At 55.2% G+C, this 11,942-nt stretch carries 12 protein-coding genes; 7 read left to right on the top strand and 5 right to left on the bottom strand.

What is annotated here, in order from left to right; translation table 11 throughout:
• Positions 1-26: 26 nt before the first annotated feature.
• Both J2S62_RS06935 and J2S62_RS06940 read right to left on the bottom strand, forming a co-directional pair.
• The gene (locus tag J2S62_RS06935; protein WP_310172955.1) at positions 27-929 is read right to left on the bottom strand and encodes an SURF1 family cytochrome oxidase biogenesis protein; all 903 of its coding nucleotides are present in this window, start codon (positions 927-929) and stop codon (positions 27-29) included.
• Positions 930-1,178: 249 nt separating this feature from the next.
• Positions 1,179-1,682, bottom strand: a complete 504-nt coding sequence (locus tag J2S62_RS06940) for a DUF3099 domain-containing protein (RefSeq protein ID WP_310172956.1) — start codon at positions 1,680-1,682, stop codon at positions 1,179-1,181.
• Between the two features lie 126 nt (positions 1,683-1,808).
• On the opposite strand from J2S62_RS06940, the gene fabG reads away from it, so the two are divergent.
• From fabG to J2S62_RS06955, 3 genes are all read left to right on the top strand, one after another.
• A complete protein-coding gene (fabG, locus tag J2S62_RS06945) occupies positions 1,809-2,522 on the top strand; it encodes a 3-oxoacyl-[acyl-carrier-protein] reductase (RefSeq protein ID WP_407650010.1) in 714 nt (237 codons plus the stop codon).
• 4 nt (positions 2,523-2,526) lie between these two features.
• Entirely contained in the window at positions 2,527-3,297 is a 771-nt protein-coding gene (locus J2S62_RS06950) for an SDR family oxidoreductase (RefSeq protein ID WP_310172960.1), read from the top strand.
• A 141-nt stretch (positions 3,298-3,438) separates the two neighbouring features.
• Positions 3,439-4,125 (top strand): suppressor of fused domain protein, encoded by a 687-nt coding sequence (locus J2S62_RS06955; protein WP_310172963.1) that lies wholly within the window; start codon positions 3,439-3,441, stop codon positions 4,123-4,125.
• Positions 4,126-4,157: 32 nt separating this feature from the next.
• Here the strand turns inward: J2S62_RS06955 and serB are convergent, their stop codons facing one another.
• The gene (serB, locus tag J2S62_RS06960; protein ID WP_310172965.1) at positions 4,158-5,009 is read right to left on the bottom strand and encodes a phosphoserine phosphatase SerB; all 852 of its coding nucleotides are present in this window, start codon (positions 5,007-5,009) and stop codon (positions 4,158-4,160) included.
• Positions 5,010-5,156: 147 nt separating this feature from the next.
• On the opposite strand from serB, the gene J2S62_RS06965 reads away from it, so the two are divergent.
• From J2S62_RS06965 to J2S62_RS06975, 3 genes are all read left to right on the top strand, one after another.
• A complete protein-coding gene (locus tag J2S62_RS06965) occupies positions 5,157-5,927 on the top strand; it encodes an ABC transporter ATP-binding protein (protein WP_310175768.1) in 771 nt (256 codons plus the stop codon).
• Positions 5,928-5,945: 18 nt separating this feature from the next.
• Positions 5,946-6,776: a sulfite exporter TauE/SafE family protein gene (locus J2S62_RS06970; protein ID WP_310172967.1), complete on the top strand. Its 831-nt coding sequence runs from the start codon at positions 5,946-5,948 to the stop codon at positions 6,774-6,776.
• 161 nt (positions 6,777-6,937) lie between these two features.
• Positions 6,938-7,195, top strand: coding sequence for a type B 50S ribosomal protein L31 (locus J2S62_RS06975; protein WP_310172969.1), 258 nt, complete (start codon positions 6,938-6,940; stop codon positions 7,193-7,195).
• Between the two features lie 289 nt (positions 7,196-7,484).
• Here J2S62_RS06975 and J2S62_RS06980 read toward each other — a convergent pair whose 3' ends face one another.
• Positions 7,485-8,036, bottom strand: coding sequence for a hypothetical protein (locus J2S62_RS06980; protein WP_310172972.1), 552 nt, complete (start codon positions 8,034-8,036; stop codon positions 7,485-7,487).
• 143 nt (positions 8,037-8,179) lie between these two features.
• Between J2S62_RS06980 and J2S62_RS06985 the strand changes: the two genes are divergently transcribed.
• Entirely contained in the window at positions 8,180-9,268 is a 1,089-nt protein-coding gene (locus J2S62_RS06985) for a lipoyl protein ligase domain-containing protein (RefSeq protein WP_310172973.1), read from the top strand.
• Here the strand turns inward: J2S62_RS06985 and pepN are convergent.
• Positions 9,234-11,918: an aminopeptidase N gene (gene pepN / locus J2S62_RS06990; RefSeq protein WP_310172974.1), complete on the bottom strand. Its 2,685-nt coding sequence runs from the start codon at positions 11,916-11,918 to the stop codon at positions 9,234-9,236. The two genes, J2S62_RS06985 and pepN, sit on opposite strands and share 35 nt — an antisense overlap.
• Positions 11,919-11,942 lie beyond the last annotated feature (24 nt).

Below are 11,942 nucleotides of genomic sequence, written 5' to 3' on the forward strand. Positions count from 1 at the left end.
CCATGCGGTCCTGAGGTGTCGAAGCGCTAGCTATTAAGCATGGCGTCTTCGATTTCCTCATCGGTCAGTTCACCTTTACGACGCTTGATCGGTTTGGCGCGTTCGATTCGGTGAGCCGAGATGAAACCATCTTCTTCTCGCTCACCGTAAAGCTCATCTTCGCGATTCCGAACCGCTTTCTGATAGGCGAGCCAACCCCACACGGCAAATGACATCAGTCCGAATGTGAACCATTGCATGGAGTAGGACAGGTGAGGTCCCTCGTCACGCTGCGGCTCTGGCATTTGCTGGGGCACCACGTCCATCTGAGGAGACTCGGCCGCCATGAGTCCATACGCTTGATCAGCTACGTCATAATCAAGTTGTTCGTTGATGGTCGGAAGATGGATTGAAGCTACCTGGCCGGCTGGTGCGTCACGGTCCAATGAGTCTTCACCGGGTACGACTCGCACAATGATGCGTGCCTGGCCTTGGGGAGGGGAAGGTATCGTTTCAGGTTCTGAGGCGTCGCTGCCCAATGGTAACCATCCCCGGTCAACGATCAAGCGGTCACCAGAATCCGTTTCAAATGGTACGAGGACTTCGAACCCAGGGACCCCGGCACGCGGACGGTTGCGTGCAACCATGGTGTCTTCTTCGATGTATTGTCCCTGCACTATGACTGGTGTCCATTTCGACTGCTCGTCAAAATCATCAAACAGCGCTCCGGCCGCGGCATATGGCACAGGCTCATCATCGTAGTTATCGACGATTTTATTAATCTCATCGAGCTTTTCCATCCGTCGGTCCATTTGCCATTCCCCGAGGAAAACCGTCGCAATGGAAAACAGGATGCAGAATACGAAGCCGCCAATCCAAGCACCTGACAAGAGAAATCGAAAGTTGAGTTTCGGCTTCTTTGCGGCTTCGGCAACAGGTTCGTGAGTCATGGATTAGGTCACCTAGGTAGCGGTTGTATCTCTTGGAGAAAAGCACGGGACGAAAGGAAGTCTGCGAGGAACTCACGATGAGTGTCGCAAGCCAACCAGATTTTACGACGCTGCGGAGTGTGAATCTTGGGATTATTCCACAACAGTTTCCAGACAGCATCTGCGGTACATGATTTTCGGGAACACTGTACCTCGGTGGTAGCAGGCTCAGGTGCAGCAGACCCGGTCTGCATGAGGTTTCCAAGGAGATCAGGACCGTTTGTCATCATCGTCCCTCTCATTTTGGCCAAATTGCGCTTCGGTTGCAGAAGATTCAGCGGACGGCTTGGCCGTTTGAGCTGCTGGTTGGTCATCTAACACGTCACCAACGATAACGGTGTCGTTGTCATCCTCTTCCGCCTCCCCGCGAGCGGCTTCAAGCGCAGCCTGTTGGGGTTGAACGGTTTCAATGGAACGAGCCTGGACCTGACGGATCGTGTTGGCAACTTGGACTCCGATCCACGGAGCCAGCATCCCCCCAACGAAAACGGCCAGCTGTACCCACCCGTCGGTGACCAAGACGACGAAAAGCGAAGCGATGCGCACCCCGATGAGCGCAGCATAAATACGATTCTTGCGTTCGGAATCTGCTACCACAGACTCCGAGGCGCCCGTGATGAGATAGACCTGTTTATCTTCTTTGCGGGCTTGGCGCGCGTGACCGCGACCAAGTTTGCGGTCCGGTTGAGAGGCAGATTTTGACTGATACGTCACCTCATCTCCTTTCACGCGCCGATTTATTGCGACACAAATTTTCGTTACGTTACGGGTTGCAGCATCTATTGTCTCACTTTCCCGCTTAGAGTAGGGACAAAACGTCTCGATCTATCTTGAGGAGTAATTGTGGCGCAAGGCCGAAGTGTACTGGTGACCGGTGGTAACCGGGGGATAGGGTTAGCCATCGCCCGGGCCTTTGAGGCCAACGGGGACCAGGTGGCAATCACCTCGCGGTCCGGCGAAGGACCCGAGGGACTGCTGACTGTCAAAGCTGACGTCACGGATATGGCATCCGTTGACCAGGCCTTTGAGCAAATAGAGGAAGCGCACGGACCGGTGGAAGTGTTGGTGAACAACGCTGGTGTCACCAATGATCAGCTGTTGCTCCGCATGTCTGAAGAAGATTTCGAACAAGTCGTGGACACGAACCTGACCGGTTCGTTCCGCGCTTTAAAGCGTGCGACTCGCGGCATGATCCGCCTCAAACGAGGCCGCGTAATTTTCATTTCTTCAGTCGTGGGTCTGTACGGCTCTCCGGGGCAGGTCAACTATGCAGCCTCCAAGGCTGGTCTGGTGGGCATGGCCCGCTCCTTGACCCGAGAGTTGGGATCACGCAATATCACTGCAAATGTTGTAGCACCCGGATATATCGATACAGACATGACGCAACAGCTCAGCGAGGATCTCCAAAAACAATACAAACAGGCAATCCCGGCTGGTCGATTCGCCGACCCAGCTGAAGTGGCCAATGTAGTTCGCTGGTTGGCCTCCGATGAAGCAAGCTATATTTCAGGGGCGGTTATCCCAGTAGATGGCGGCCTAGGGATGGGACACTAAATAAATGACACAGACTCAAGATTTAGCAAATACCGGCATCATCGTCACCGGTTCTTCTCGCGGCGTGGGCGCCGCCACCGCGCAGCGCCTGGCAGCTCGTGGCGCCGGGGTGGTCATCAACTACCGCCAAAAAGCACCCCGCGCTAATAAAGTGGTCAAACAAATTGAAGATGCGGGTGGCAGAGCTGTAGCTGTCGGCGCAGATATCACCACTTCGGAAGGCCGCAAAGCCATGCTTGATGCTGCCCAATCCTCCTTTGGTGGGCTTGATGTGTTGGTGTTAAATGCTTCTGGCGGGATGGAATCTGACTTCGGGGAAGACTACGCTATGCGACTCAACCGAGATGCTCAGGTCGCCATGTTGGAAGAAGCACTCGAGGTTATGAAACCGGGCGCCCAAATCGTATACGTCACGAGTCACCAAGCTCATTTCATCGACGACGTTCCGACCATGCCCGAGTACGAACCTGTAGCAAAATCCAAACGAGCCGGTGAGGTTGCTCTTCGGGAGCGCATACCGGCCCTGCAGGATAAGGGGATCGGTTTCGTGGTGGTGACCGCTGACATGATCGAGGGCACTATCACAGCGACTCTGCTGAACCGGATGAATCCAGACGCTATTGAGTCGCGCCGTCAAGCAGCTGGAAAGTTGTATACCGTCGACGAGTTCGCTGATGAAATCGCGGCTCTGGTAGGACGCGACGATCTCGAAGTTGGTCATACCGAATACGTCGGTGCGGCACATGATTACTTCGAGCAGTTGAAGAGCAAGTAGCTTCTTCTTACCCTTGACACACGCGCCGGATGTTAGCATTCGGCGCGTGTTGTCGTCTTAGTGCTGAGGATAAGAAACAAGTCATCCACAGCCAGAGCGTTTGACGCTAAACCGCGGACGGGGCTGTTCTACCTTGGTCCCATGAGCTATTTCTCTCCGCAATTCCGAAACCCGCGTATGGAGCACTTCGAACGCGAAATACACGACGTGCTCCCACACCATTTTGCACGGTTCCTTGAAGGGGAACCATTGAATATATTTGAGCAAGTCTCTGATCACATGCATCTGCATCTCTACATCTGGGCTCCGACCTCGCGCCGCAATATGTGGACCGTCGTAACAGCAGGGATGTCCGCGCATGCCATGAATACGCCACCAGAACTCAGCTATTACTCACGCGTTGAGCTCGTCTTCACGCTGCCCGCGACCTGGCCGTCGATCGAGGATATCGAGCGGATGCCATCCATCAGGGCTAACGAATACCAGTGGCCTCTCGAAGTGATGACGGCGGTGGCTCGACTTCCATACCTTTATAACACCTGGCTGGCTCGTGGCCACACGGTCCGCAACGGCCATGAGAGCGATGACACCTATGCCGGCTCGAAGTTCTCTGGGGTGCTTGTCGATGGTGTGACGTCGTTACCGCACACGGCCCAACTCATGGAGGTAAACGGCACACCTGTGCACTTTCTGGGCCTATATCCGCTGTATCCTCAGGAACTTCACAACATTCTGCGCCGTCACATAACCGGTCATGAGTGGTTTCACCGATGTCTCGAAGCGGGTTTCCACGAAGGATTGCTGACGGAGCGCCCGTTGTTAGGCTAGGCCTGTTCACAGGCCTAGCTGTTCGTGATGGTCTAGAGGCCCAGGACCGCCCGCAGCACATCGTGGGTGGGAATCTCGATGATGCAGTCCGCGTGTTGACGCACCACAGGCTTGGGACAGAACCCAACTCCATAACCAGCCAGCTCAAGCATGTCGATGTCATTGGCGCCGTCACCCACGGCAATTGTCGCTTCCAACGGAACCTGATGCGCTGCGGCCCATTGCCGTAGCATGGCAGCTTTCGCGGCCCGATCAATAACCTGGCCGGTGACCTTTCCAGTGAGCTTGCCGTCAGCGATTTCTAAGGTGTTCGCGGCATATCCGTCGAGGCCTAATTGAGCCGCGAGAGGCGCCAGAGCATGAGTGAAACCACCAGAGACTGCGTAAACATGGCCCCCGGCTTGTTGTACCGCCTCCACCAGGCCGGGCACCCCTTCGTGAATCGTAGCGGCCGCGGCCACTTCATCGAGGACGCTGACGGGCAACCCTTCTAAAGTCGCGACCCGATAGTGCAGCGAGTCAGCAAAGTCGATCTCACCGCGCATGGCACGCTCAGTAACCTCGGCTACTTCACGTTCCTTTCCCGCGTGTGCGGCGAGAAGCTCAATCACTTCCTCATGGATAAGTGTGGAGTCAACATCGAATACGACCAGTGGCGCATGGTCTTGCAGCGTCTGAACGGTCAGTTTAGACATGACAGCTGGATACCAATGGTCAGGAAGATCTTTGAGACGATCTGCAGCAGAAATCCAGCGATGTCCGGTAAAGCCAACGCCTTGAATCGCTTCTGCATATGTTGGTACGCCATCTAGATGAGGATGACCAGCATTGTTGTAAACGACCACACGGTCACCGATCTTCATCTTGGCAATATTTGTCGGCATATACCGGTTCCTTTCAACAATTCGTCCTACATCTAGCCTAGTCTGGTTCGTATGAGCTCATCCGAACTGATTTCCTCTGCAACAAACGCGCAACGCCCCATCGTGGCACCTCATGAATTTACCCCTATAGAAGACTCCGTGCTTCACATGTCGCGTGTAAGTATCCAACGTGGTCAGAATCTGTTGCTCGATGAGGTCTCATGGCATGTGCGAGAGGGCGAGCGCTGGATCGTGATGGGCCCCAATGGTGCGGGCAAATCAACGTTAATCAATGTTGCTGCGGCCCGCCTGCATCCGACCTCAGGCAACGTAGGAATTCTGGGGGAAGTTCTGGGAGCTGTTGATGTTTTCGAGCTCAGACCGTCCATTGGCTTGTCTTCAACGTTGTTGGCTGAACAAGTACCCGGCGGTGAAACGATCCAGAACCTTGTGGTTACCGCAGCTTACGGGGTCACTGGTCGCTGGCGTGAAGAATACGATGCGGAAGACTTGGAACGCGCAGAGCGGCTCCTGGCTCGATGGGGGATAGCCGGATACAGTAACCGTAAGTTTCGGACCCTGTCTGAAGGTGAACGAAAACGTGCACTCATTGCCCGTGCGATGATGACCGACCCAGAGCTGCTGATCCTGGATGAGCCTGGTGCGGGTCTTGATCTGGCCGGTCGCGAGACCCTAGTGCGCTCACTGACCCAGCTGGCTACAGATCCTTTAGCACCAACCCCTATTCTTGTCACCCATCACGTCGAAGAAATCCCACCGAACTTTACCCACGCACTGTTACTGCGGGACGGCCAAGTTATTTCAGCTGGACCGATTGACGCTGCCTTAACGGAAGATACCTTGTCGGAAGCATTCCGTTTGCCGTTGAACGTTTCCCGCAACTCCCAGGGTCGATTCACCGCGTTTGCTCGCACCTAACCAGAATCAAGGAGATCCATGGAGATTCTGGGCTTGGAGTGGTGGCAAGCACTCATCGTACTGCTGGCTGGTTTCTGGGCGGGGACGATCAATTCAGTGGTCGGTTCCGGCACGCTTGTGACCTTTCCGGTGCTTGTGTCAGTCGGTTTCCCGCCGGTCACCGCGCAGATGTCGAATGCGATAGGTTTAGTTGCCGCCGGTTTTTCCGGTACCTGGGGATACCGGCGAGAACTTAAAGAAGCCGGCACGATCGCGAAAAAACTCACCGGAGGCTCGCTACTAGGTGGGATTATCGGTGCCACCCTGCTGATGGCACTGCCACCGGCCGTTTTCGGGTATGCAGCGCCAGCGCTTATTGTATTCGCCATCCTTTTCGTCGTCTTCCAACCGCGTCTCAATGCCTGGGTCCGTCGGCGCAGAATAGCCGATGGTGACGAGCCGGTGCGCGATGACGTGCTACCGGTACCCAGCGGACGGGTTTCCCCGGCCCTGTTCATACTGGTGTTTCTTGCTGGAATCTATGGCGGGTACTTCGTCGCTGCCCAAGGTGTGCTCTTGATGGGTATCCTTGGCGTGTTCATGACCACAGGTACTCTCGTGCACGCAAACGCCATCAAGACCTGGTTGTCATTGGCCGTGAATCTCATTGCCGCGGCAGGCTATTTGATGTTTGCATTTGACCGCATCGACTGGAGCGCCGTGTTACTCATCGCAGCCTCGTCAGTTATCGGAGGCTCCGTGGGTGCCCAGATTGGGCGTCGAATCCAACCCAACGTCTTGCGTGGTGTGATTGTGGTCGTGGGACTGGTAGGTCTGGTCAATATGGTGCTGCGCCTCGTCAACGGTTGACATGTCTCCAGGACCAGAATGTGGCCCAGTAACGTTTCGTCGGGTAAAGATGCTAGACGCGCGCAAAGCGTGTAATATGGTCCCTTGGTCTATTGACCGCACCTAACTCATTGTCTTCGTGCGGCTGGCAAAATCCAGTGGCACCAACGAAGGAACTCAACATGCAAAAAGATATTCACCCTGATTACCACTACGTAATCTTTAACGACCTCTCCTCTGGTGAGCGCGTCCTGACACGTACCACCGCGACTTCCGAGCGCACCGCAGAGTGGGAAGACGGTAACACCTACCCGGTCATCGATGTTGAAATCTCCGCTGCTTCGCACCCGTTCTACACCGGTAAGCAGCGTATTTTGGACACCGCTGGTCGCGTCGAGCGCTTCAACGCTCGTTTCAAAGGCTTCGGCGGCAACAAATAACGCAGCGGTTCGTTTAACTAAGCTTTGTACGGCGCCACATCGTTTTCGATGTGGCGCCATGCATTTAACCTATTGATCGATCACAAGAGCTTCGGGGCGCAGTGGGTCTCCCCAAGCTGGGTCTCCTTGAGACCATCAGCATAGCGATCCCGTCATTATCGCTAACTCGTCGCTGGTAACCCTTGGGCAACGGCACCCCGGGTATGAGTGCAAGGTTCGATTCGCCCCAAACCACAAGCCTGTTGCTTTAGGCGCCCGTGAGTCAGCAAATGGCCCAGACAAGCGAGACTTATGGGCGGTAATACTCGTCTTCGCCAAGGATTGCAAATGGTCCGTGACCTTGCAAATGATCTTCATCTTCGGTGCGGATCGGTCCGCCAGGACGTGAGTCGAGCACGGAAAAGACAGCACCGATCACGCCTGTGATGGTCATGACGATTGCGGCTGGGTTAGCAATGGCCGAACCAGCAGCTTCCCAACCGGCACCGAACAGGACCGCCACGAGCGCGGTCGCTTGATCATGGTTGATGGCGGAGAAGATGGTGTCGTCTGGCAGGAAAAGTCCCACGACGAACGCACCGGAAAATGCAATCCATAGCCAGGCGACGGCGCGCTTCGACGGTTTCTTTTTGCGTGCGGCTGGCACACCTAAGGTGACACAACCAATCGCAAGAATGACGACAGTCAGAATGACAGTGACCGCCATGGCGCCAGTAACAGTCGTGCCGATAATCAATCGCGGCAGCAAAATCCACGCAGCAAACACAAATGTGGCGACCCATCCGGCAATAATGCCGAATTTATGCCAACCTACCGGAGCATCCTGATGTGAGTTTTCCATACCTATAAGGGTAGCCCGAAGATCCACAGCGCACATGTTCTTCGTCAGTTAGGCGACACCATAGCACCGCTGAGTAGGATCCGCTCCGTGTCGTTAGGGAAGTCTGCTCTATGGTTCGTGAGTCATCGAAGTAAGCTAGGACCATGACTGCTTTACCTCCTGACAATGGCAAGCACTTTCACGGCGAATTCAAGGTACCCGGTGGAAAATTAGTGGCTGCCGATCTCCACGTGTCGAACGGCACTATTACGACGGCAAATATTAATGGTGATTTTTTTCTAGAACCTGATGACGCCCTAGACGATATTAACCGGGCCCTGGTGGGGCTGCCGCAGGATGCGAGCCACAGTACGATCGCTAGAACCATTGAGGCCGCTCTGGATGAGTCAGTGGTGATGTTTGGTTTTGATGCCCAATCGGTCGCGACGGCCGTCCGACGGGCTACCGGGTATGCGACCCGTTGGCAAGACCACGCGTGGGAAATCATCGTTCCCACGGAGATTCCCATATACACCCAAGTCGCACTCGACCAGGTTCTGACTGAGGATGTGGCAGCCGGGCGGACCCCTCCAGCTATGCGCCTTTGGAAATGGCCGCTCAGCGAACCTGCCGTGGTGATTGGATCGTTCCAAAGTTTCAGCAACGAAGTCGATGCGAACGCAGCCGAAAAATACGGAATCAAGGTTGCCCGCCGGATATCTGGTGGCGGTGCCATGTTTATGGAAGCGGATAACTGCGTGACCTATTCGCTGTATACCCCGACCTCCTTGGTTGATGGTATGAGCTTCACTGATTCGTATCCCTTCTTAGACGCTTGGGTTATGGACGCTTTGAATCGGATGGAGGTCAAGGCCTTCTACGAGCCCCTTAATGACATCTCCACGCCCGAAGGAAAAATTGGTGGTGCAGCCCAAAAACGACTTGCATCAGGGTCCATGTTGCATCACGTGACAATGTCATATGACATTGACGCCCAGAAGATGACCGAGGTGCTGCGTATTGGACGCGAGAAAATCTCGGACAAGGGCATCACCTCGGCACAGGCCCGTGTCGACCCGTTGAGACGTCAAACTGGAATGGAACGCTCCGAGATATGGGACGTCATGATTGAGACCTTTGCGGAGCGCTACGGGGCCACGACGCGGGAAGTTACCGCTGACGAGATCTCCCGGGCTGAGGCGCTTGCAGAGGAGAAGTTCACAACCCGGGATTGGATTCATCGCGTACCGTAGGTGAGCGATCTGCGGCCGCTTGCGCCCGAAGCCGGTCTAACACATCGGTACGACGTTCTATGACGAGGCGCCGCAGGGCACTTGGTGCCTCAGGGTGGTCAGCTAGCCACGCATCGATGGTGTGTAGCACGGGATGTTCGCGTTGCGTTTCCGGTCCACCCTGGATCGGGGAGTGACGAATTGGGAACAGCCCGTCAATTGTACGGGTAGCCAAGTTATTCGATCGGGAGTCCCAAATCCAGGTCAGCCCGGCTAACAGAGTTTCCAGGTGCTGGCCCTGGTCCCGGGGCGCTGACGCTCTCAGGCCGGTCGCGATGGCGGATAGTTCAGCATTTGAAAGTGCTTTGCCCGTGGCGTCTGTTCCGTCAAAAACTTGTCTCCACAGTTGAGCTTGTCTGACAGGATCGGGCACCGCTGCCGTAGCCGTACGATGCCGCAGTTCATTGATCGCGGTGCGCGAGGTGGCGAGTTCATCGTCCAACCGCTTGCTATCGATGTGCCCTAGTGATGCCAGACTGGTCAGGAACAACCATTTGAGTTCATCATCGACCTCTAGGCCTGGGGCGATATCAGAACTCGCGTTGTCGGCGAGCAGGTGGTTCAGTTCCGTCGCCAAAAATCCTGTACCTCGACCGAGCTGAGCGAACGCCTTTGCGGCAGAGCGTTGGCGGTCGGATCCAGGCTCGAATAGTCCGAACGAATCTGACAATGCGGTCGCAAGGTGTTTCGTCAGCTGATCGCGCTGTGCTTCCGGAGCGAAGTCTTGTAGTGCTACGACAGCCTGTTCTAGGATTCTGGCGTGCATCGACACTTCGTTGATGGTGGGGCTAAGCGTTGCTACCGCTCGAACGAACTCAGCGGCAGGGAAGCTCGCCTGGCGGACCATGGTCCACAGGGTTGACCAGATAGTGGCCACTGTGGTCGAGCTTGAGTCAGAGACCGGGTAGTTCGTCACGGCGTGTAAGGTCTGCTCATCGAAAACAACCTGCGCGTAGGTGTCATCCTGGGAATTGATGATGACCGCGCGCACTGCTTCGCGGGGCACGCGTTTGGATGTGAGGCTCACCGACCGCTGTCCGGTCTGAAGTACCACGGGAGACTCTGATATGTTCGCTAGTTGCTGCTGTGCATTGAGGGTAAGTACCGCCAGGGAAAGCGCGTGGGGACGTAATACCTCCGCGCCGGTGATCGGGTCGAGCGCGGTTTGGGTGACTGTGAGCGACCCAGTGGAATCGACGGTGGCTTGAAGTGTTGGTGCACCAGCGGTCTGTAGCCACGCTTGAGCCCATTCACGCATTGCTAAGCCCGAAGTGTGCTCGAGGACCGCAAGGAAATCCTCCAACTGGGCGGTGCCGTAGGCGTAGTTATTGAAATAGATTCGGCAGGCTTGGATGAATGCTTGCTCGCCGACATATCGGAAGAGCTGCTTGATGACAGCAGCACCTTTGGCGTACGTGATGCCGTCGAAGTTTTGACGTGCGGCTTCCAGATCGACAATATCCGCCACAATGGGGTGCGTGGTGGGGTAGGCGTCCTGCACATATGCCCAACCCTTGCGCTGGTGAGCAAAGGATTGCCAAGCGCCGGGTATGTCAGTGGCTTCAGCCACCGCTTTTGTGCCATAAAAATCTGCAAACGACTCCTTCAACCACAAGTCATCCCACCACTTCATGGTGACTAAATTGCCGAACCACATGTGACTCATTTCGTGCATCACGGTGGTAGCTCGTTGCATATGCTGTGACACGGTAGCCCGAGACGTGAAGATATACGTTTCATTAAAGGTGACCAGCCCGGGGTTTTCCATTGCCCCCAAGTTGTACTCGGGCACAAACGCCTGATCGTATTTACCCCACGGGTATGCATGCTGAAATTGATCGTGGAACCACGTCAAACCTTGTTTGGTTAACGCAAATAATTCTGGCGCATCAACGTGTTCTGCTAGTGATTGTCTGGCAAAAATGCGCAGCTCAATCGGTTGGGCACCACTGTCGACGTGGCCGACCCAGGTGTCAGTAAAGTGCGCGTACGGGCCGGCGAGAAACGTCGTGAGATATGTCGAAATGGGTTTCGTCGGTTCGAAATGCACTCGAACCAGGCCATTTGCCACATGTTCCCGGTGCGTCTCTGCGCCATTCGATGCCAATGTCCAGGCTTCATCACCAACGACACGGATCGTAAAAGCGGCTTTGAGATCAGGCTGTTCCATGTTGGGATATACGCGCCGTGCATCTGCAGGTTCGAATTGCGAATACAGATATACCTGCCCATCCACCGGGTCCACAAAACGATGCAGACCCTCACCGGAGCGTGAATATAAACTGTGGGAGCGGACGACGACCTGATTCTGGTGAGCTAAGTTGGGTAGCGCTATGCGTGCGCTACCCACGACTTCAGCCACGTCCAGAGCCGTGCCGTTTAAAGTGACTGCTTCAACTGACTGACCAAGATAATTCAAGAAGGTATCGGTACCGCTGGTGGCAGCACGAAATGAAATAGTCGTGGTCACCGGATAGGACGGTTCGTCGAGCTCCGCAGCGTTCGACAGGTCCAGCTCGATCTCATAACTATCTATAGAGATCAGCTCGGCTCGAGCGAACGCTTCGTCGCGGTTGAGATGTATATTATCCAGCGGCACGTGATTTGACATGCCATTTATTCAACCAGGTGGCTA

Source organism: Enteractinococcus fodinae (assembly GCF_031458395.1).
Classification (GTDB): domain Bacteria; phylum Actinomycetota; class Actinomycetes; order Actinomycetales; family Micrococcaceae; genus Yaniella; species Yaniella fodinae.

Excerpts from the sequence above, each read along its gene's own strand:
- J2S62_RS06980 (WP_310172972.1), bottom strand. The coding sequence starts at position 8,036 with ATGGAAAACTCACATCAGGATGCTCCGGTAGGTTGGCATAAATTCGGC.
- J2S62_RS06975 (WP_310172969.1), top strand. The coding sequence starts at position 6,938 with ATGCAAAAAGATATTCACCCTGATTACCACTACGTAATCTTTAACGAC.
- serB (WP_310172965.1), bottom strand. The coding sequence starts at position 5,009 with ATGCCGACAAATATTGCCAAGATGAAGATCGGTGACCGTGTGGTCGTT.
- J2S62_RS06965 (WP_310175768.1), top strand. The coding sequence starts at position 5,157 with ATGTCGCGTGTAAGTATCCAACGTGGTCAGAATCTGTTGCTCGATGAG.
- J2S62_RS06950 (WP_310172960.1), top strand. The coding sequence starts at position 2,527 with ATGACACAGACTCAAGATTTAGCAAATACCGGCATCATCGTCACCGGT.
- pepN (WP_310172974.1), bottom strand. The coding sequence starts at position 11,918 with ATGTCAAATCACGTGCCGCTGGATAATATACATCTCAACCGCGACGAA.
- J2S62_RS06955 (WP_310172963.1), top strand. The coding sequence starts at position 3,439 with ATGAGCTATTTCTCTCCGCAATTCCGAAACCCGCGTATGGAGCACTTC.
- J2S62_RS06985 (WP_310172973.1), top strand. The coding sequence starts at position 8,180 with ATGACTGCTTTACCTCCTGACAATGGCAAGCACTTTCACGGCGAATTC.
- J2S62_RS06935 (WP_310172955.1), bottom strand. The coding sequence starts at position 929 with ATGACTCACGAACCTGTTGCCGAAGCCGCAAAGAAGCCGAAACTCAAC.
- J2S62_RS06970 (WP_310172967.1), top strand. The coding sequence starts at position 5,946 with ATGGAGATTCTGGGCTTGGAGTGGTGGCAAGCACTCATCGTACTGCTG.